The 22,225-nt window shown below is 40.4% G+C and carries 20 protein-coding genes; all 20 read left to right on the forward strand.

Going from position 1 to position 22,225, the window contains the following annotated elements:
* Positions 1-41: 41 nt before the first annotated feature.
* Entirely contained in the window at positions 42-1,049 is a 1,008-nt protein-coding gene (gene msrP, locus SJ312_RS18815; RefSeq protein WP_036958075.1) for a protein-methionine-sulfoxide reductase catalytic subunit MsrP, read from the forward strand.
* Positions 1,049-1,657, forward strand: coding sequence for a sulfite oxidase heme-binding subunit YedZ (locus SJ312_RS18820; RefSeq protein WP_153674152.1), 609 nt, complete (start codon positions 1,049-1,051; stop codon positions 1,655-1,657). Before msrP ends, SJ312_RS18820 begins: the two co-directional genes overlap by 1 nt.
* Positions 1,658-2,337: 680 nt before the next feature.
* Complete coding sequence (locus SJ312_RS18825; protein ID WP_004259596.1) at positions 2,338-2,658, forward strand: helix-turn-helix domain-containing protein; 321 nt, start codon at positions 2,338-2,340, stop codon at positions 2,656-2,658.
* A gap of 187 nt (positions 2,659-2,845) precedes the next feature.
* On the forward strand, positions 2,846-3,388 hold the full coding sequence (locus SJ312_RS18830) for a fimbrial protein (RefSeq protein ID WP_004259591.1): 543 nt from the start codon (positions 2,846-2,848) through the stop codon (positions 3,386-3,388).
* An 83-nt stretch (positions 3,389-3,471) separates the two neighbouring features.
* Positions 3,472-4,011 carry a fimbrial protein gene (locus tag SJ312_RS18835; protein ID WP_004259587.1) on the forward strand — a complete coding sequence of 180 codons (540 nt, stop codon included), beginning with the start codon at positions 3,472-3,474 and terminating at the stop codon, positions 4,009-4,011.
* Between the two features lie 74 nt (positions 4,012-4,085).
* Positions 4,086-6,563, forward strand: coding sequence for a fimbria/pilus outer membrane usher protein (locus SJ312_RS18840; RefSeq protein WP_094962364.1), 2,478 nt, complete (start codon positions 4,086-4,088; stop codon positions 6,561-6,563).
* Between the two features lie 41 nt (positions 6,564-6,604).
* Positions 6,605-7,357, forward strand: a complete 753-nt coding sequence (locus SJ312_RS18845; protein WP_004259578.1) for a molecular chaperone — start codon at positions 6,605-6,607, stop codon at positions 7,355-7,357.
* 10 nt (positions 7,358-7,367) lie between these two features.
* Positions 7,368-7,982, forward strand: coding sequence for a fimbrial protein (locus tag SJ312_RS18850; RefSeq protein WP_181488749.1), 615 nt, complete (start codon positions 7,368-7,370; stop codon positions 7,980-7,982).
* 2 nt (positions 7,983-7,984) lie between these two features.
* The gene (locus SJ312_RS18855; RefSeq protein ID WP_004259569.1) at positions 7,985-9,106 is read left to right on the forward strand and encodes a fimbrial protein; all 1,122 of its coding nucleotides are present in this window, start codon (positions 7,985-7,987) and stop codon (positions 9,104-9,106) included.
* A gap of 8 nt (positions 9,107-9,114) precedes the next feature.
* Complete coding sequence (locus tag SJ312_RS18860; protein WP_071585866.1) at positions 9,115-9,678, forward strand: fimbrial protein; 564 nt, start codon at positions 9,115-9,117, stop codon at positions 9,676-9,678.
* Between the two features lie 11 nt (positions 9,679-9,689).
* Positions 9,690-11,360, forward strand: a complete 1,671-nt coding sequence (locus tag SJ312_RS18865; protein ID WP_319868193.1) for an O-antigen ligase family protein — start codon at positions 9,690-9,692, stop codon at positions 11,358-11,360.
* A gap of 110 nt (positions 11,361-11,470) precedes the next feature.
* Positions 11,471-11,668 (forward strand): DUF4762 family protein, encoded by a 198-nt coding sequence (locus SJ312_RS18870; RefSeq protein WP_004259555.1) that lies wholly within the window; start codon positions 11,471-11,473, stop codon positions 11,666-11,668.
* Between the two features lie 79 nt (positions 11,669-11,747).
* Positions 11,748-12,434 (forward strand): thiol:disulfide interchange protein DsbA/DsbL, encoded by a 687-nt coding sequence (locus SJ312_RS18875; protein WP_036958248.1) that lies wholly within the window; start codon positions 11,748-11,750, stop codon positions 12,432-12,434.
* Complete coding sequence (locus SJ312_RS18880; RefSeq protein WP_036958073.1) at positions 12,431-13,387, forward strand: ABC transporter; 957 nt, start codon at positions 12,431-12,433, stop codon at positions 13,385-13,387. Before SJ312_RS18875 ends, SJ312_RS18880 begins: the two co-directional genes overlap by 4 nt.
* 6 nt (positions 13,388-13,393) lie before the next feature.
* On the forward strand, positions 13,394-15,595 hold the full coding sequence (locus SJ312_RS18885; RefSeq protein ID WP_319868194.1) for a peptidase domain-containing ABC transporter: 2,202 nt from the start codon (positions 13,394-13,396) through the stop codon (positions 15,593-15,595).
* Positions 15,592-16,773 carry an efflux RND transporter periplasmic adaptor subunit gene (locus SJ312_RS18890; protein WP_004259542.1) on the forward strand — a complete coding sequence of 394 codons (1,182 nt, stop codon included), beginning with the start codon at positions 15,592-15,594 and terminating at the stop codon, positions 16,771-16,773. Before SJ312_RS18885 ends, SJ312_RS18890 begins: the two co-directional genes overlap by 4 nt.
* Positions 16,773-18,746, forward strand: coding sequence for an ABC transporter permease (locus SJ312_RS18895; RefSeq protein WP_094962370.1), 1,974 nt, complete (start codon positions 16,773-16,775; stop codon positions 18,744-18,746). The genes SJ312_RS18890 and SJ312_RS18895 overlap by 1 nt, the downstream gene beginning before the upstream one ends.
* 2 nt (positions 18,747-18,748) lie before the next feature.
* On the forward strand, positions 18,749-20,161 hold the full coding sequence (locus SJ312_RS18900; RefSeq protein WP_110592556.1) for an efflux transporter outer membrane subunit: 1,413 nt from the start codon (positions 18,749-18,751) through the stop codon (positions 20,159-20,161).
* Positions 20,158-21,411, forward strand: coding sequence for a beta-ketoacyl-[acyl-carrier-protein] synthase family protein (locus SJ312_RS18905; RefSeq protein WP_272574953.1), 1,254 nt, complete (start codon positions 20,158-20,160; stop codon positions 21,409-21,411). The genes SJ312_RS18900 and SJ312_RS18905 overlap by 4 nt, the downstream gene beginning before the upstream one ends.
* Positions 21,408-22,217, forward strand: coding sequence for a MaoC family dehydratase (locus tag SJ312_RS18910; protein WP_094962372.1), 810 nt, complete (start codon positions 21,408-21,410; stop codon positions 22,215-22,217). Before SJ312_RS18905 ends, SJ312_RS18910 begins: the two co-directional genes overlap by 4 nt.
* Positions 22,218-22,225 lie beyond the last annotated feature (8 nt).

The raw sequence follows: 22,225 nt of genomic DNA on the forward strand, positions 1-22,225 counted from the left end.
GGTATAACTAATTTCATATCCTTTTTGCTATGGAGCGCATGATGAAAAAGTTACCTAAAATTCCCGCATCTCAAATCACGGATGAAACCCTCTTTTTTATGAAACGCCGTCAGCTACTTAAGGCTTTAGGCATTGGAGCTGCAGGTTTAACCGTTGCGACGACGGCTAATGCAGGGCTGTTTTCTTGGTTCAATGACGATACGCCAACACCTCCGATGACGCCAAGAAAACCTCTGACATTTATTCAACCTGAAGAGTTTCAGCCATCTTTAACCCTCACCCCTGAAGATAAAGTGATTGGTTATAATAATTTTTATGAATTTGGGCTCGGTAAATCCGATCCTGCCGAGAATGCCCATACTTTAGTCACGGATGAGTGGACGGTGACAATAGATGGCGAAGTGAATCGTCCCCTGACGCTTAATTTAGATGACATAAACACTAAGTTTCCCTTAGAGGAGCGCATCTATCGCATGCGCTGTGTTGAGGCTTGGTCGATGGTCATTCCATGGGTTGGCTTTCCTTTAGCGAAATTATTGGCTTTAGTCGAACCCACTAGCAAAGCTAAATATGTGGCTTTTGAAACACGCTACGCACCAGAACAAATGCCAGGACAAAAAAGTCGTTATATTGGTGGTGGTTTATCGTACCCCTATGTTGAAGGGCTACGCTTAGACGAAGCTATGAATCCACTGACTTTGCTGGCGACCGGCGTTTATGGAAAAACATTACCCAACCAAAACGGAGCACCGATCCGGTTGGTCGTACCATGGAAATATGGCTTTAAAGGGATTAAATCTATCGTCAAAATTCGCCTTACTGAGCAAATGCCTGACACGACATGGAACTTATCAGCGCCGAGCGAATATGGCTTTTTTGCCAATGTGAATCCAGATGTAAGCCATCCTCGTTGGTCACAAGCCACCGAACGTTTTATTGGTGCTGGGGGCTTAGGCCAAGTGACCCGCCAGCCAACATTGTTGTTTAATGGATATGGCGAACAAGTGGCAAGTTTGTATCAAGGAATGGATTTGCGGAGATATTATTGATGCCCCAAGACAATAAGTTCATTGTTGGATTAACCAAAGGGAGCTTTCATCTTATTGCTTTGCTCCCTTTGGTATGGCTGATTTTTTTAGTCGATACCCAACGGCTTGGAGCCGACCCTGCCAAAGATATCCAACATTTTACAGGAATAGCGGCTTTACGTTTGCTCGTTATTATTGTACTGATCCCACTGGTTGCGAAATTATTGCGATTTACTGCCTTGTTTCAGACGCGAAAATTACTGGGGTTATGGTGTTTTTTCTGGGCTGTGCTGCATTTAAGTAGCTATCTATTACTTGAAATTGGCGTAAATAATTTGGCGCTATTTTTCGAAGAGATTTTTTCGCGGCTCTATTTAGTGATTGGCGCGATAGCTTGGTTGTGTTTATTGTTGATGGCAGTCAGTTCATTCAACCGTATACGCCTTTATTTGGGCGTATGGTGGAAAAGAATTCATATGCTGCTTTACCCTACGCTCATATTGGCGCTTTGCCACTATACTTTGTCATTAAAAACCTTAACACCTGAACCATTTATCTATTTAGCCATCGTGGGAAGTGCGTTTACTTATCGCATGCGGAGCCAGCAAACACAACGAATAAAATCTTAATAAAGGTTGACGTGCTTTAATTGTATTCCTACCTGATATTATCAAATGCCGGTACTGAAGTTTCTCAGTATTAGGCATTCACTTTATCAAAGCACAAAATTACATGTGTGAAATATAATCTCTTAATACTCATTATTAGTGTAATAAATCCCCTGATTTTTAGACTGTGTTGGAATTTATTGGGTGCTAGTGATGATTTCTGTGGTATATAATTTCGATTATAAATTTTACGGTAATTTATAATTAATTTGTTGGTGTTTGTAAATAACAAGGTTAAGATAAATCTTAAAAAAATCTCATATAATTTACAAACACAAAATCTGAGTAAAGCTACTTTTTTAAGTTGTATTTCGTGGTCGAAATTTAACCATAAAATACATCTCATTAGTAAAAAATATGTTTTAATATTTTTAAGTGTATCAAAATGTAATTTTTTGGGTGGTAAGCTTTGATTTTTAATCTATAACATATTGTTATTTATATTATTAATTTAAGTGTGATTTTTTTTTGTTACATTTCTCCTATATTAATAGAGCGATAAATGTTTTTAATAGTAATCAATTTGCTCTATCGATTATACAAAATAAATAATCAGACATATAATAATCAAAAATTTTAGGACGGTATCTATGGTTCAGATTGGTGCCTATAATTAATTTTTAATATAAAGGTTAAATTAAATGACTTATTTTTCTAATGAGATAAATAAAGAAATAGGGCAGTATCTGAGAGGAATTAGAAAAGAGCGAAACTTAACAGGGGAAGAGTTGGCAAAAAGATTGAATATTAGTCAACAGCAGATATCTCGATATGAAACGGGAAAAACAAAACTGACATTTGAAATGATGGACACAATCCTTTTGATATTCAATAAGTCATGGAGAGACCTTTTTAATCATGTAATAGATAGATACGATAATGAAAGATTACAATGTATTATAAAAAATGAAAATAATTATTTTGCTATCTTAGATAAAGACACTAAAAAAATGTGGCGTTAATTCAGTCAATAAAAATCTAACCTATTTTACAAAGTGTAATCAGTAAATATAACTTGTATATATGATAACTTTATTAAAAATAATCATTAATTTAATTAAAAATAATGATTATTTTTATCTAAAGTTGTTATTAACAACTATTTGGCGAAACATACATTATACGAGTATTATACAGGATTAAATAATCATGAAATTGAATAAATTTGTAATGGGTGCTGTATTTGCATCAGGCTTTGCTTCGTTCGCAGCAATGGCTGCTTATACTGGTACACCTACTAACGGTACTATCGAATTTTCAGGTGAATTAGTGAATTCTGCTTGTGGTTTAAGTGAAGAATCAAGTCCTGTAAAAGTAAACTTTTATCAGATCCCTGTTTCTAATTTAAAAAATGGTGAGCGTGCAGGTAATATCAAGAAAGATATCGTTCTGCAAGGGTGTGATACTACCGTTGCACAAACTGCAACTGTAACTTATACACCATCAACTATTAACCCTAATGATAATACATTAGCGGCGTTCACTTCAGGTACTGCAAGTGGTGCTGGTATCGGTTTAAGAGACAATGGAAATAAAGATGTTGTTTGGGGACAAGCTTCTACAGCAGTTAATTTAACTGATGGTAAAACTGCAATTCCATTCGTTGCTTATTTAAAATCTGATAATGCATCTAATGCAGTAACTCCAGGTAGCTTTGATTCAACCATCAATTTTAAAATTGATTACCAATAATTTGTAATTGATTTTATACCAAGATGCGGAGTGTTAAATACTCCGCATTAATAAAATCTACCAATAACTAAATGGTATTATCCATGACTATTCGGGTTGCAAAAATAGCACTAGGCTCTAGTTTGCTATGGCCTCTATTAAGTTGGGGAATGACCGCCAATAACACCCCCGGTGATATTGTAATGCAAGGTGAATTAATAGAAGCCTCATGTACGATTGATCCTGAAAGCCGAGAACTTTGGGTTAATTTTGGTGAAATCAGTGCCCGAGAGATCACTCCTGAAGTCAATATGCTGGTGAGTAAGAATTTTGCTATAAAGCTCGTTGGATGTACGTTGCCTTCTAATGATAAAGGTAGTGCATCACGCGCGCAAATAACCATGATGGGAACATCTGTTAATGATGATCAACTTTTACAAGTAAGCGGCGATTCAGAGGGGTTTGGAATTCAGTTTAGAGACTCTCACGGCGAAATACTTAAACTTAATAGAAAAATGCCGGATTACACATTATTAGAAGGGCGCAATAGATTAGATTTTACTGCAATTTTAGTTGCTTATCAAAAGCATATTAAGGCAGGTGATTTCGCTGGAGTTCTAAGGTTTAGAATGGATTATTTCTAAAGCTAATAATAATTACATATAAAAGAGAATTGAGCTAAATCTCTAGCCTAATGAGTGAATACTGAGTAACTAAAATGATTATTTTAAATGGAAATATAAATAATATAAAAAAACTATTTGCAATATATATTGCAGTACTTTGCTATTCACCAAATATGTCTGCAAATGATCTTGTTGAGTTTAATGTTGACGTATTAGATGTTGGTGACCGTAACAATATTGATTTAACTCGATTCTCTAAAGATAATTTCGTATTTCCTGGGACATATTTATTAGATCTCTATATTAATGGACAATCATTGTCTCAGCAGAAGGTCACTTATATTACCGATCCTCACGATAGTGAAAAATCATTAGTTTGTTTTACCCCTAAGCAAATTGAAATGTTAGCGCTCAAAGAAGATGCGTTAAAAAAAATCCAAGCCATATCCCCTGAATGTTCAAATATTTTACCTATTTCAGGCGTTAAAATTAATAATCATGAAGGCAAACTGGATATCACTATTCCACAGGCATGGATGAAATATTCCGATCCTAGTTGGGTGCCGCCTGAGCGTTGGGATTCTGGGGTTTCAGGCCTTATATTTGATTATAACCTGACCGGGTCAGTTTCTCGTTCTTTGACGACACATACAAATAAACACTCATTATCAGCATATGGCCAAACGGGATTTAATTTGGGCGCATGGCGTTTTAGAGCTGATTATCAAGCTAATTATAATGAGCGTGGCGATAGAAAATTCGATTGGAACCAGTTTTATGCATATCGTCCTCTGATCCACATGGCGGCTAAGCTGACACTGGGTGAAATTTATCTAAGTTCTCAGGTTTTTGACACGATTCGCTTTACTGGTTTTAACCTTGCCAGTGATGAACGTATGTTACCGCCGAATCTACGAGGATATGCACCACAGATTAATGGTATTGCGAAAAGCAATTCAAAAATTGTTGTGACTCAGGCTGGGCGTGTCGTTTATGAAACGACGGTACCTGCGGGGCCATTCAGTATTCAAGATTTGCAAAGCTCAATCCGTGGAACCTTGGATGTCAAAGTTGAAGGTGATGACGGCGAGGTATCGACTTTTCAAGTTGATACGGCAAATATCCCTTATTTAACTCGCCCGGGTTATGTGCGTTACAACGCTTCGGTCGGTAAGCCATCTCGATTTAATCACAAGCCTGAGGGGCCAATGTTTGCCACGGGAGATTTCTCTTGGGGGCTGAGCAATAACTGGTCACTCATTGGAGGCCTACTTTTTGCGGGTAGGGATTACACCGCAATATCTGCTGGGTTAGGGCGCGATTTATCTATATTTGGTGCACTTTCTGCAGATATCACACAATCCATTAGCCGAATGCCGGGTGATAACACACAAACGGGTTCTTCTTATCGTCTGAGTTATTCAAAGTCATTTGATGAACTTAACAGTACGATTACTTTTGCGGGTTACCGCTTCTCGCAGGATAAGTTTAGAACGCTGTCGCAATATTTAGATGAGCGTGAAAACAAATATCTGGGTATTGGCCGTCAAAAAGAGATGTATACCGTTACAGGGAATAAAACTTTTTGGGCGGATGATCCTGATTGGAGAACGACAGTATTCTTAACTTATACCCATCAGACCTTTTGGGACCAAACATCTCAAGATAGATATGGCTTATCCGTGGGGCGAACATTTCGTCTAATGGGCATCAATGGTGTCTCAACCAATATTGCGGCTTACCGTTCTGACTATCGAGGTCGACGTGACGATAGCATTTCACTTTCGGTTTCAGTGCCTGTTGGTGATAGCCGTTGGGCTGGATACGACTTGCAAAATAGTGGTAGTAAGACCAGCCATATGCTGTCTTACAGTGATAACAGGGATACGAATAATTTATGGCGAGTTAGAGCCGGCCGAAGCAGCGATGATCGCGTCCGGTTTGATGGATATTATCAAAAACGGACGCAACTTGCTGAAGTTAATACCAATGTGAGCTATCAAGAAAGACAAACGGCATCGATCAACGGGACATTGCGCGGTGGCTTCACTGCTACTAAGCATGGTGCTGCATTGCATAACAGCACCGGTACAACGGATACAGCAAGAATTATGGTCGATACCAACGGTGTTGGTGGCGTGCCGTTTAACCATGAAAAAACGCGAACTAACTGGGCTGGTATCTCTGTTGTGCCTGATATTGTCAGCTATTACAGCTTCGACACACGTATTGATGTCGATAAGTTAAAAAATAACGTTGATACCAATAAGGCGATCGCAACCTCGACATTAACAGAAGGGGCAATCGGTTATCAGCGATTTGATGTTGCACAAGGTGAAAAGCTCATTGCCACCATTCGTTATAACGATACAGTACCTCCGTTTGGTGCTGATGTGACAAACGCGGATGGCATTAACATTGCCATGTTAATGGAAAATGGGTTGGCGTACTTGATGGCAGTAAATCCTAAAGAAACGTTAACAGTATCTTGGGGTGGAAAAGCGCAATGTAAAATTCAACTGCCTGAAAAAATAAATTCGGGCATGTCAGTTTTGCTGCCTTGCCAATAATGTAATGACAGTTTGAAAAAGTATTCTATAAGGTAGAGAAAATGGCGATTCGTATAAATAAATGGGTAGGTGGTTTGCTAGTTATGATGGTTGGCGTAGGGCAATCATATGCAGGTATTTCACTGGATAGAACGCGACTGATTATTACAGGCGATGAAAATTCTGCGAGTGCTAATTTATCAAACACCAGCTCAAGTATTCCTTTTCTTGCTCAGTCATGGGTTGAAGATGCCAATGGAAAAAAAATTACATCGCCATTAGTTGTATTGCCACCATTACAGCGCATTAATGGGGGGCAAAAAGGGGTTGCTCGTGTTTCAAAAACAGCCGAGATAGATAAGTTACCTCAAGATCGTGAAAGTCTATTTTATTTAAATGTGCGCGAAGTTCCGCCAAAACCCGATAAACCGAATGTTTTACAGTTAGCGATGCAATCGCGTATTAAATTATTTTATCGGCCGACAGCCATTATTCCTAAATCTAGAAGTGCGGTTTGGCAAGACCAAGTCATATTTTATAAACAGGGAAATAACTGGCGTGCTGAAAACCCAACACCTTATTTTGTAACCATTATTAGCCTTAATAATAAACCAGTGGCAGAAGGTGGAAAAAAACTAACCGATTTCCCAGGGGTGATGATTGCCCCTAAATCGCATCTCGATATTAAGGTCAATAGTTCAGGCGAGAGTTTCACCATGATGTATGTGAATGATTATGGTGGTCATCCAGAACTTAAATACAGTTGTAGCGGAAATACGTGTAAAGCGTTACCACCAGAGCAACAGATTCGCTAGGAGTATTGATATGAACATTAGGTGCTTAGGGATCGTGTTATTGGGATTAGGAAGTTTCTCCGCAGTTGCAGAAATTGCGGATGAAAAGCTGTCTCGCCAAACATTGCTAGACGTACATAGTACTGTGCATTTGACAGGGAGCGTTTATGCATCACCTTGTGTTCTTGAATTAGAAACACAAGAGCAGTATGTCGATTTAGGTGACATCAATGCCAGAGAATTTCACCGCATTGGCGATAGAAGTACTCCTGTTGCATTTAATATTCGGCTCAAAGATTGCCAACGCGGGGCATCCAAGTCATTTGTGAATGCTGCTGGAGAGGCAACTCAAAATGCTCAGCGTTATTACTTGACGGGAGAAAGCGCAGTTTCATTGAGTATTGCGGGAGATACGGATTTTTTTAACCCTGAACTTGTGCGAGTTACAGGCGATGTTCGAGGCGCAGGATTACGTATTTCCAGTAAAGATCATCAAAACTTAATGGTCAATCAGCCAACAAGTTCATGGGTGATCAAACCTGGTGATAACAACATTACACTTAATGCCTCATTGGAATCTACAGCACAGTCTGTTTCAGCGGGAACTTTTAGCGGATTAGTTAGGCTAAAACTGGAGTATTTATAACCATGTTTGTATCCAACAACAAAAAACTAAAAGATATGACTATTGTGGCCGGTCTACTCACAATAGGGTTAATGCCGTTATCTGCTTTAGGCTTTCCTCACGGCTCCGCTATACCTGATGGGGGGACTTACACATTCGAAGCGACAATGAATAATCAGCTACTGGTCAATGAGAAAGATGCTGAAACAGTATTCAATTTTGATGTGGGTAACTGGCCTTTTTTCGATATTTACTGCCAAAGTTATATGAAGCCAGGAGGTCCTGGAAATTCAGATCCTGATTCAGGAATGACATTTGATTTAATGTCAACCATTCCTACATCAATGCAAAACCCAGGGTACCTGAACCTTAATGAATATTTTGATGTAAAAGTTGAAATTCAAATAGGGGGAAGGGTTGGTCAGAAAGTTACTGTCCCAGTGAAGGATATGTGGAATGGGGGATCTGACCCAATAGAGTGTACACCACCGAGTGTTAATAGCCGTGATTATGGTGTCGAGCTACGGACAGGGTCGAGTGGAACAATCACGTTTAGGCTGAAAAAACCGATTATTAATGGCATTACCATCAACCAAGCTGAGCTGGTACAGGTTTTTGCCAAAAAAGGCAGCCCAGCGAATGGCAGTACAGCTTATGCGCCAATCCCTTCAACTCGGGTTGTTTTAGGAGCAGGGATTATCACAGTTGCTGATGAGTGTACGATTAATGAAGGTAACCCAATTAATATTGATTTTCTTGATGTAGCAAATACGAGTGAACAGTTAAATGGAATTAATTATGCTCAGCCCTTTAAGATCCCAGTTAAATGTACCGGTGGAAGTTTTACGACAGGTGATTTAAATATCAAGCTGTCACTCTTACCGGGGGCGTCAGGCAGTGCGGATTTTAACCCTGATTATTTCGGTACGTTAAAAAACGGCGTGAAACGCACAAATCTTGGCATTGTGGTGACTGATAATGTGGCGGGTACATTGGTAAAACCAAATCAAGCATACCAAGTGCCTGACTTTATTAATAACCAAGGTACCTGGAACCTAACGGCTGCGCCAATAGCTGCGCCTGGTAGTAGTGTGGAAGAAGGTGAATTTACAAGTACCGGGACAATCCTTGCTGAATTCCAATGAGGCCGATCATGCGAAATAATAATCAGATAAAGCGTACAAAATATTTATTGTCGATTGGCTTATATTTATTAGTCTCGGGGCCGATGAGTGCGAGTGTGATCCCAACTAATATGGGAAGCTATTCATTCAGAGGCATGGTTATTGCTACGCCATGTCAGATAGCGCCTGGAAGTGAGAAGGTCCCTGTTGATTTTCAACAAATCTCGGTCAAAGATCTTTATAAAGAAGGCAAATCGAAACCTTTAAATTTCTCAATTCATTTAACGAATTGTAATACGACTATATTTAAATCGGTGACAGTGACTTTTAATGGAATTGAAAATAAGAATCTTCCTGACCATCTTGCGATTAGTGACCAAAGTGAAGCTAGCGGAATCGGTATTGGGTTATTAAACTTAAATGAAACACCCATAGAATTGAATACGCCATCATTAGCACAAAATCTGGCAACAAATAATACGGAAATTCAATTTAAGGCTTATGTCGAGGCTGAGCCTGAAGCGAGAATTAACCAAACGATTACCTATGGGAATTTTTATAGTACTGCGTACTATACATTAAATTATCAATAACGAATGAAAACATGATGTTTGCAATCAAAATTAAAGATAATAAAAAAGAACGTTATCCATGGGTTCTTTTAAGTTTTGTCGTTATATTTTTTGGCATTATATTGCATATTTATCTGCCGAATATGGGCGGAACAGGTTTGTCATTACCATTCAATATAATTAGTGGTTTTTTTATTGCTTTTTTTATTGTAGTGGTTAGTATTACACAAATTAAAAATTCAAGCTTATATTACTCTAAGTCGAGTAATTATATTACGATTGGATTGGTCTTATTATTAGGCTTGTGTTTTTTTGCGCCTAAAGATTACCAGTTTAATGCATACTTGACAGCATATTGGTTATTGGGCGCGTTATTTTTTTATCAAGCTTTACTGCAAATAAATATTTCAGAAACTGTATTGAAAATAATTGTTTGCAGTATATTATTTTCTGCTATTGTTGAGAGCCTATTTTCAATAGCACAAATTTTTAATTTTTTTCCGATATCAGGGGATAGGCCATATGGCGTATTCCAACAAGTTAATGTTCTCTCTAGTTTTATTTGTGTTGGCATTGCCAGTGCAATAGGTATGTTTATTTTAATGAGAACTGTCACATGGTATGCGTCAGCCATTATCATTGTGAGTCTCGTTTTAATGAGCGTGGTATTGCCATTGTCTCAATCATTAACTGGATATTTAAATTTATTATTAATTGTTATTGTTTTTTATTTTTTTGCAAAGTATCATCGTAAATATATTTTTTATTCTTTAATGTCGATTGTTATCGGTCTTATTATTGGCTATGGAATAAAAATTGGTTTTAATATTTCTGACTTTTCTGAAAGTAAATTACAGACATCGCACATTAGATGGGTGTTATGGCAGCATAGTTTATATTTATTTAGTGAAAATATTTTATTTGGTACGGGTGTTGGTAGTTTTGAATCTGTATTTTTAGAGCGCTTTGGTGGTGGGTTACTTGGAACCAGTGAAAGGGTCATATCACATCCACATAATGAGATATTACGTTGGATGGTTGAAGGTGGGGTAGTTGGCATTGCTGCGATATTGTTAGTTATTATTGGTAGTGGGTATCTACTTTATTCTTCATTAAAAAATAAAAATAATAATTATGTTTTTTTAGTTATTGCGTTACCAATTGTTTTTCATATGATGACAGAGTTTCCATTGTGGCTATCAATACCTCATGGGGTGGTATTGATACTACTAATACGTTGTGCCGATATTCCAACTAAAAAATATCATTTAAATAAAATTGTAGGGTATTGTTCGAAAACAATTATTGCGTTAGGTGGTTTGTTATCCATGGGGTTGCTGTATTTTACTTTGCAAACGCAGCAATATTTAACGTATATCGAAAAAACAGGGCAACAGTTTCTTCTTTCTATGAATGAGCCCGATTATAGCGAGTGGAAATATTACTTAATCAATGATCGTTATAAATTGGATCTCAACATGGGGTATTTGTTACGCTATAACGAGACACAGAACCCCTATTACTTGAATTTATTTTCGTCTTGGGCAGAAAGCTATTCTCGTTCTTGCCCAGATATTAATGTTTATTTTTCTTGGATCCTTGTTTTAAATGAATTAGGTGAGAAAGAGAAAGCAAAAAGCGTCAAAGGAAAAGCGATTTTTTTATTTGATAATAATGAGAAATTAGAAGGATTGAATTTTTAATTATTCACGTGGTAATTCGTGTGTTAATTAAAAATCTAAAGGATTTATTGGTGTTAATTATCAATAAATAGGGCGTTTTATTAATTAAAATCTATATTAAAGGAAATAACATGAAAAAGTTAAATGCTATCGAAGCTGCTGCTGTAGTTGGTGGAACAAAACAAGTTTGTACTGATTCTTACGAGAGCATCACTGTTGGTGGTGTTAAATCTTGCCAATTAGTAACGACTTGTACTGATAAGCACGGTAACAAAACATACAAAGCGAAAGCTGTTGGTGCATCAAACTGTGATGTAACAGCTCCATAGTATTAAATTTAATTTTTATTAATTGATACATGGGGAGTTATCCCCATGTATTTTTCGTACCTGAATGGAATTAACTGTTATGAATACTCGTTTTAAACCAATAACTATCACACTTTATACTCTATTTGTTATTATTGCTTCTTCACTCATGACGGTTTTGTTCTATCATATTTTTGTTTTTAATACTTTCTCAAATGATGATGCACAAGGCTCTTCTTTTATTGAATTTAATAGTGAACAAGTTCTGTTGAGTCCAATAAAAGAAAATAATAGCATCATAGAAGTCCTTTCTTATGGTTGCCATTATTGTGCAGTAAATCATGACAATGTCAGCCAATTCGAAAAAACACTCCCTGAGAATGTCAACTTTAAAGTCGTTCATTTAGCCATGGATAATAATATGGGGCTGGCTGCCTATGCGCCTATTTTTGCGACATTGGAAGAGATGGGGGTGGAATCTCAATTACGTCAGGATCTTTATACTGCCGTTATCAACGATAAGCTTGATTTAGCTAATAAAGATGTCTTAAACCAATGGTTAAAACGGCATAATATTGATTCAACCCAATACCTAAAAACCAGTGAAAGCCAAGCCGTTCAAGAACGTCTAAAAAATATGCTTGAAATTAGCAAATTTTATCAAATTACTGGAACACCTGCCTTTATTATCAATAAACGCTATGTTGTTTACCAAGACCGTGATTTTGCAGACTTTACTGCCTATATGCTTGAGTTATTAGATAAAAGTAATAAGGAGTTACGGTGATCCGGTTTTTCATTGTCTGGACGGTATTTACAGCGAAAAACTGTTTGATGCCGTTTAAAAAAGGATATCAAAAACTCAATCATAGTGGACTTGCCTTTTTACGGTTGTTATTGCGCCGAGGCTATATCACATCGGTATTATTTGTTTCTAATTTATTATGTCGTGTAGGTTTATTAGGTCGTCAATATCGTAATCGGAATAAAGTCGCCACGGAAAACTTTCGTAGTTTAATGGAAACGAAAGGGCATATTAATATGGGCTGGATAGCCGTTCGACGCTTCATTTTGGAAGAGGCAGCCACATGGGGACAAAACCAAAAAATCATGGCGCAAGTTCGAGTTTGTACACTTGAACTTGATAGCGTCGTTGCGCCCTTACACCAACAAAATAAACCCGTTGTACTTGCTCCGTTGCATATGGTTTCTGATGTTTTAGCCACCATGGTTGGGGCGGGGGTGACTCCTGGGAATGCGACGGTGGTGGTTTCGTCGAGCGCAGAGCAGCAAAAGTATAACGCTTCGGCACGTGAGTTAGGCCAGGTGAATTTATCTTATTGTTCTATTCATCAGGGAAATAAAGTATTAGCTAGCCAATTAATGACTGCGATGACAGAAACGGCGGCAGGGCAAAAAAATATGATTGTTTTCCCTGATATTACCCCTGATTACACGGTTCAAACAGAGGAAGGGGCGTCGAGCAAATTATCGTGCCATTTATTTAACCGTGCAGCAAAGCTACACAATGGTGTCGTGCGTTTGTCTAGTGCGATTTCGGCACAGGTAGTTTTTTATCATCTGTACTACCAAAACGGTTTACAAATCAAAGTTTATCCGCCTGTTGCAGCAAAAGACGTTGCAACTCAAATGCCAGCCATCATTGAAAATGCGGTTCGTCATTATCCCAATGATTGGCTTTTATGGCATAGCCATTCACTTTATTTTATTAGCCATTAAATAATAATGAAAAATATTATTCCAAATTTTGTTTCTCAAGAAGAAACCAATGAATGTGGCTTAGCATGTATTGCGATGTTAGCACAAACCCAAGGTCTCAACGTTTCTCTTGAAACTCTGCGAGAGGTCTATCCAGCATCGGATCATGGAACTTCTTTGATTGACCTTTCGTCCATTTTAGCCAATTACGGTATTGCGACGACACCGGTGTTATTTGAGCACCAAGAGCTCAATAGTTTACCACTTCCCGCTATTTTACATTACGGAGCAAGCCATTTTGTGCTGCTTGCTTATCGCAAGGGAAATAACGTGTGTGTGATGAACCCTGCAATTGGGCAGCAGTGGCTACCTTTCTCTGCATTAAAAGCGGAAATCAGCGGTTATGCATTAATTTTAGAACCGGATACCGCGCTGGAAAAAATTGAATCATTAGCACCGGAAGACAAAAATGATGGGGCAGGGAAAAAAGCCCCTCATGCAATGAGCCTGAAAGAAACCTCAGAGATTCGCGGTGTTTATTGGTTGATGATATTCGCTTTTTTGGTTTCTTTAACGCTATTTTTAATGCCAGCCATGGTGAGCAATGCAATCAACCAAGCCTTTTCCGACGCCAAAAATGCCATTTTCCCTTATGGCTGGTTTATTGTTGCCTTTGTGGTTGCAACACTATTAGCCCTTGGTGTGAGAATGCTGAGTGAGAGATTCGTAAAACACTTTGTGTTGATTAAAAGTGGGGTTGGTTTCTCTCGTTTATTGAGTAATCCATTGCGATTTTTTGAAAAACGCGCACCCGGGGATGTTTTTAGCCGTTTTGTCGCTTGTCAGGGGGCATTAACCGAAAAAATTGAGCTGGATAACGGGCTACGAACGGATTGGGTTATTTGTGCGATAGCATTAGGTACCATGTTTTGGATTGCTCCCGTATTAGCGGCTATTTCAGCTGTGGGTGTTACCGTGATGGGCTTAATTAGTGTATGGGCGATTATTCGTGATCGGTGGTATACCCAGCAGTTACAGCTAAAATCGGCAGAATTAAATGACTTTTTTATGGAGACGCTGCAAGGCATTCTGACCATAAAAACAGCAGGGATAGAAAATCAGCGTAAGGCGCAATTTGCATGGCTAAGCCGTGAATTGTTTACCTGTATACAACGCAGAAATGTGTATCAACAAATTAAAGATGGCATCTATCAATTAACTGGTAGTTTGGAGATGGTCATTTTTATGTTGGTGGTTTTACCCATGGTGGCCAATGAGTTAATTTCGTTGGGGGATTTCTTTGCTTATAGTTTCTTGCGTCAAATCTTTACCAATTATGTGACGCGTATTTTTTATGCGATTATACATAAGTCGCAACTGCATATTATTGATACACGCGCCCATTCTTTATTCCCTAAGAAAAGCGAGCAGGACACCGCACCATTCCACGAAAAACAAACCTCAGTACAAGGAAAAGCACCACACTTATCTTTCAAGGGGATCCATTTCAGTTATGACCCTGCAAAACCGATTTTAAATAATGTGTCATTAGACTTACCTTCAGGCACGCAGGTTGCCATTGTTGGGGAGTCAGGGGCAGGAAAAAGCACGTTATTACGTACCATTGCGGGTTTATTCAGCCCACAGCAAGGAGTATGCGAATCCAATGGTGAAGCCGTCAGTGTGCAGCAGCTTACGCAATTGGTTTGCTTGCAAAGCCAAGAAGATATTTTATTTAATGCGACCGTCTTAGATAACATTACGCTATTTGACCCTAACTTCCGCGAAAAAGATAAAAAAAGAGTCGAAGTGCTGCTTGATAAATTGGCACTCGGCGCAGTGATTACTCAATTACCTGGTGGGGTTAATGCGTTAATAAGAGAAAGCCATGCGGCGCTGTCACTTGGGCAACGTCAACGTTTGTTATTGGCTCGTTCGTTGTACAGTGCCCGCCCTATTTTGTTATTGGATGAGCCCACCGCCAATTTGGATGAAGAAACGGCGAAAATAGTCATGGCAACCATTCAGTCACATTGCCAGAAAACAGGTAAAACATTGATTGTTGTCACTCACAGTGAAGAGTTGGCGGCTAATTTCGATGCACTTTACCGAATCGTGGATGGGGAATTAAGTCTTGAGAACAGCACCAATAAAGCCCCTTGTGTCACAGCAGGCACGCCTCAATCTGAACCTTCTTTGTTAGCGGCAATGGAAGGAACTTCCTTATGACCTCCCGCCATGTAGCACCAAAATTGGGTTTAACGACCCAACGATTACGCACTTTAGGTGGGTTAGTGGCATTGCTTGTGCTGGTCGTGGTGATCGGTCGTTTTGTGTGGCAATCACCCGCCCCAGCATTGCATGAAAACGTAATTTTATCGGTGGAACGTGGCGATATTGAAAAAGTCGTCATGGTAACGGGGACATTAAAGCCCTCAATGCAAGTTAACGTAGGTGCTCAGGTTAACGGGCAAATCAGAAAATTATATGTAAAACAAGGCGACAAAGTGGTTAAAGGGGAGTTATTAGCAGAAATCGACCCAACTATCCAGCAGTCTGAGCTCAAAAATGCAACCGCCCGGTTATCCAGTGCTCAGGCGCAAAAACGGGCTGCGGAAGCAACTTTAATACAGTACATCAAAGCCTATCGGCGTCAGGTAGTGATGCAGCGAGATGGTTCTGGTATTCGCAGTGAATATGAACAAGCGCAAGCACAATATGAGGCGCAATTACAGCAGGTTAATGTCAATGAGGCGTTAATCACACAATCAGAAATGGATGTACAAACTGCACAAGCTAACCTCAATTTTACACGAATCATCGCGCCGATTAGTGGCGAAGTACTGGGTATTGTGGCGAACGAAGGGCAAACCATCGTTTCTTCACAGACGGCACCGACCATTTTAGTGTTGGCGAACCTAGATAAAATGCAGGTTCAGACACGAATCTCGGAAGCAGATATTCAAAAAATCCACCCAGGCCAACCCCTCACATTCTATGTGATTGCGGACCCTGAAACGCACTACGAAAGTACGATGGGATATGTTCAACCCATTCCCCCCGAAGCACTTGATGAAAGTAATAATAATTCTGGGGGGCAACAGAACAGTGCAATTTATTACAACGGAACGTTCGAGGTTGATAACGCCGATCGTGCATTAAAGACATCAATGACAGCGCAAGTATTTATTCGTGTTGCACAAGCGAAAGATGCTTTACGACTCCCCGTTAGTGCTCTGGGGCGAGCTGTAGGTGCAAACCAATATGAAGTGACCGTGATCAACAATGAAAAACCGGAAACTCGCACCATCAAAGTGGGGATTAATGATCGCCATTTCGTCGAAGTACTTGAGGGCATTAGCGAGGGCGAACAAGTTGTTATTCAATCAGATAATGTGGCGAGTTAATGATGGCGACGACACGAAATGTATCTTTTACCCGTCCTCTGATTGAACTTCATCATGTTTACCGTGAGTTTTCAGCCGGTACGCAAACTATTCCTGTTTTGAATGATATTTCGCTATCAATTAACCAAGGGGAAATGGTCGCTATCATTGGCGCATCAGGTTCAGGTAAATCGACTCTGATGAACATCATTGGTTGTTTAGATAAGCCTTCTCAAGGAGAAGTGTTGATCAATGGGATTGCGGTTCATGAGGTGAATAGCGATCAGTTGGCAGAATTACGTAGCCAATATCTTGGGTTTATTTTTCAGCGTTATCACCTAATGCCTTACCTGACTGCAGAAGAAAATATTGCGATCCCAGCTTTATATACGGCGATGCCAGAAGATGAGCGGAGCGCTCGAGTTGCTTTATTAGCAGAAAAGTTAGGGTTACAAACGCGCTTGGATCACAAACCTTATCAATTATCTGGTGGGCAACAGCAGCGTGTCAGTGTCTGCCGCGCCTTGGTTAATGGTGCGCAAATCATTCTTGCGGATGAACCTACAGGGGCATTAGATAGCGCTAGTGGCCACGCATTGATGGATATTTTACATCAACTTCATCTCGATGGTCACACTGTTGTGATTGTGACCCACGATAAAAATATCGCTCAGCAAACTCAGCGAATTATTGAAATTAGTGATGGAAAAATTGTTTCTGATAAGCAGAACCAAGCTCAGACAGACACAAAACAACGGAACCAGCTTCCTTCTGTTGAAGATAATGGCCGTGCATCGGTGTGGCGCAATATTATTGAGTCTATTCGTATGGCATGGCGGGCCTTACTCGGTCATCGCATGCGTGCATTTTTGTCGATGTTGGGAATTATCATCGGTATTTCTTCTGTGGTGTCATCAATGGCCGTGGGGGAAGGGGCAAGACGCTCCATCATGGATGAAATTGGGAAGCTTGGCAGCACGACTCTGGAAATTCGCCCTGGTACTGGGTGGGGGGCTAAGCGGCCTGATATGGAGCGTGCATTATCGTTAAATGATGTTAAAAGTCTAAAGCAGTTGCCATGGATTGAGTCTGTTTCCCCCGTCGCGAGCAGCATGACGATGGTCGTTAATAAAGGCTTGGATAACTCCATCATGCTTAATGGCGTTTCAGAAGAGTATTTTGCGGCACAAGGGTTTCAGCTTTTACATGGCAGTTTCTTCAGTACGCTCGATATGGCAGACAGCGAACCCGTTATTGTGTTGGATGAAGGAAGCCGAGAGGTACTTTTTCAGCCAGAAGAAGAGCCGTTAGGGCAAATTGTGCAGATTGGTCATTCACCATGGCGAATTATTGGTATTGCCCGTAAACCGGGGCCCAAAATGTCGAGCGGCTTTGTTATGGGGTGGGTACCTTACTCATCGTTACAGCAACGTGTGGTCGGGGACAAACCCATTGAATTTATTTCGTTGCGCTTCCCTGAAAACTTAACTTCTCAACAAGCTGAATTACAGGTTGAGCGTTTGTTATTACGCGAACATGGTAAAAAGGACTTTTTTATTGAGTCGGATGACCAGCTCGCAAATGCATTACAAAAAACATCCGACTCAATGTCATTACTGATCACTTCGATTGCCGCTATTTCCTTATTGGTTGGGGGCGTTGGGGTGATGAATATCATGTTGGTTTCTGTGACGGAACGAACTCATGAAATCGGGATCCGCCTTTCCGTCGGAGCGCGTCCTCAAGATATTATGAACCAATTTTTGATAGAAGCCGTGATGATTTGTTCGCTTGGCGGGTTAATTGGTATTGTCGGTGCATGGTTAGCGGGGTGGGTTTTCTCTTATTTCACCACTGAATTTACGATGGTATTTACCCTGTTCCCCGTTTTATTAGCGTGCGGTTTCTCCGCTCTAATTGGTTTGGTTTTTGGTTATTTTCCTGCTCGTCGGGCTGCCAAACTCAACCCAACGGAGGCATTGGCACGCGAATGAATATCAAATCACTTTATATTATTTCTGCTTTATTTTTGCTAAATGGTTGCGGCAGTTTTACGCGTACGGAATACCAACGCCCTGAGCTCACTTTGCCACAGCAGTGGGATGATAAAATACGCCAATCCGGTGCAAATGACGTGATGACATCAGCTCAGGCATTGAACCTAACTGAAAATTGGTGGGATAACTTTAAAGATCCTCAGCTATCCCAACTGATCAATCAGGTATTAGAAAATAATAATGATTTAGCCACAGCGGCAATTAAATTAAAGCTGGCGCGAAGTACGGCCGGGTTAGCAAATACCAATATAACCCCAGATTTCTCCCTTGGGGGCTCAGCAAGTAATACAAAATCTATACGTCATGGAACCTCCCCCCAAGAGAGTTATAGCTCAAATCTAACCTTAAATTATGAAATCGATTTATGGGGAAAACTGGCACGTATTCGTGAAAAGAATGAGTGGGAAGCAATAGCAACCGAACAGGATTATCATGCAACAGCATTAGTGGTTATTAATACGACTGCACAATTATATTGGAATATTGCACTGTTAAATCAACAGATTGATAACCTGATAGCGAGCCAAAAGATTGCAGAAAAAAGTCAGCAGCAAATTAAGTCATGGTATTTGGCAGGAAAAGTTAGTCAGCTGGATTTCTTACAATCACAGCAAACGGTGATTAGTCGAAAAAATGAATTACGACGGCTCATTAAAGAACGTGATAGTTCCCGTAATGCATTAGCGCTATTGTTAAACCGCCCTGCAGAGCAACATGTGCGTGAGCTCACCGCACTTAATCGAAATCAACGGATTGAAATTCTTAACGCGACACCGTTGGCCGTATTAGCACAGCGGCCGGATATTCAAGCTGCCGAGTCACGTTTACGTTCCGCGCTTGCTGATTCTGACGCTGCTAAATTGAGCTTCTACCCGACACTGTCTTTGCAAGGTGCGCTTAATGCGGGTAGCCAGCTGTTTTCTCAATGGTTTAGTGACCCGACACGTGTTGTTGGGGGTTCGATTTCTTTGCCATTTATTCAGTGGAATACGGTGAAATTGACCATTGAACAATCCGACTTACAAGTGCAACAAGCTGCAGTGGCATTTCGTAGTGCGGCTTATACCGCCTTGTCAGAAGTCGATAATGCGATGGAAGCCCGTTTTGCTGCGGATGAAATTCGTCAGCAATTACAACAGTCATTATCACTTAGCCAGCAGCGGCTAAAGCTAACCAGCAGCCGTTACCGAGCAGGTGCCGTGGATTATCAAACACTGCTTAATGCGCAAGATGACCTTTTAACTATTGAAAATTCATTAGCTCAAAATCAATACGATTATCTTTATGCAACGCTACAGCTTTGGTTAGCACAAGGTGGCGGTAGCGCCCAACAGGAGGACAACCCATTATGAACCAAAAATCTCACTTTAAGCGCGTTGTTGTCACAGGTTATGGGGCTGTCACTCCTTTGGGGGATACGGCTTCAGCATGTTGGCAAGCGATTATGGATAAAAAGCTCGGTTATCGTTACGTTGATAAAACTGCACAAAATATCCACAGCCATTTTTTAGGGCTTATTGATAATGAACCCAGCTTAAAAGGGGTTCCTGCGGCTATTCGTCGTCGTTTACCACGCCATACGCGTTTAGCCTTGGGGGCAGCGCGAGAAGCCATGGATATGGCCTTCGCAGGCACGCCATTAACTGATTTTTATGACCCACTGATGTGCGGTGTCATTATGGGAACAGGATGGGCAGGGCTTGATGAAAGTTATATGTCAGTCAGTGAATTCGAAGCGACAGGGATGACCTCGCCTTTCAACTGTTTTTATGCAATGCCAAATGTGACAACGGCGGCTTGCAGCCAGTTTTGGAACCTGCGTGGATATCAAAACACGACCATCGCGGCTTGTGCGACAGGCACTATTGCGATTGGTGATGCTTTTGAAGCGATTCGTCATGGACGAGCCGATATGATGCTCGCTGGTGCAGGGGAGTCCTTGCGGACAGATTGTGCTGTATGGAATATCGATGTTCTTGGAGCTTTAACACGTGAAGAGGAAGACTCGACTCGTGCCAGTTGCCCATTTAGCGCAGATCGTAGTGGTTTTGTCCTTTCTGAAGGTGCGGCCGTGTTGTGTTTAGAAGAGCGTGAGAGCGCTATTTCTCGTGGGGCCACAATTTTGGGCGAGATTACGGGGTATGCAAATTTTTCTGATGCTTTTGATTTTACATCACCAGCAGAAGATTGTGTTGCTCGGGTGAAAACTATTGAAATGGCTTTACAACAAGCGGGAGCCGCTCCTGAATCTCTCGATTATATCAATGCCCATGGGACCTCAACAGCTCTTAATGACTTAAATGAAACAGAATCATTGAAAAAGGCATTAGGTGCGGCAGCTTACCAAGTCCCAATATCCAGTACGAAATCCTATACCGGACATTTAATCGCCGCTGCTGGTAGCTTTGAAACCATTATTTGCTTGCAAGCGATGGCGCATGGCGTGATGCCCGCAACCGCTAACTTACATCACCCGGACCCGCAATGTGACCTCGATTATATTCCTAACGAACACCGTATTGGTGAAGTTAAGCGTGCACTAAACCTGAGTTTTGGCTTCGGTGGGGCAAACGCGGCGCTGATTTTAGAGAAAGCGTTATGAGAACGTTACGTTATACCCTTGAGGATGCAAAACAGTGGGCATCATTTTCTGGTGATGATAACCCGATTCATTTCGACCTTGAATGGGTCAAAGCGAAGGGCGGAGATCAACTGAGTGTGCATGGCATGCGTGCACTACTCGATGTGAAACAATTCGCGAGTGAGTCATTAAATCACCCATTATTGGCTTCACAAGAGGTTATCGACTCTGAGTTTATCAAATGTGTCGTGCGGTTACGCAATCCGCTATGGAACGATAAAGATTATCAATTAGTTGCACGAAATAAAGCGGGATCGGTGGCTTTACTCTCTTCTGATGAGCAACAAAACTGCTTAACTTGCCAATTGTCACTCACCCCTCCACCGGTATTACATGAAATCGCGAATGAAATAATGATTTCGACCGCAGAGATGGTGAAATTGCAGTCAATATTTTCTCAGTTTTCCAACGAAATGTATGAATGGCAGTTTATTGACGCAGTTTTGTTCTGGTACTTAATTCATGATAGCTCGTTATTTGAACAACAAGAGATCGCACAATGGTTGCCGGTCGGCTCAACATTGAAAGATATTTTTTGCCGTTATCCTATCGTACAAACCCACCAAGAGGTGGTGTTTGACCGTGAACTTCTAACGAAATGGGCTCCTATCACCTCTCCTGAGCCTATTTACCTACGTATTTTGCCGGCCTTAGTGATCGCGGATAGTGAGAGTGGTCGATTAGTGAGTATTAGTATCGCCGCCCGCTACAGAGAAAAAATAATAAATAATTCAATAACATTGAAAGTTAATTCAATAACTCAATAAGAATGCAA

The sequence above is a fragment of the Providencia sp. CIM-Carb-044 genome (genome assembly GCF_033901115.1).
GTDB classification, from domain to species: Bacteria; Pseudomonadota; Gammaproteobacteria; order Enterobacterales; family Enterobacteriaceae; genus Providencia; species Providencia hangzhouensis.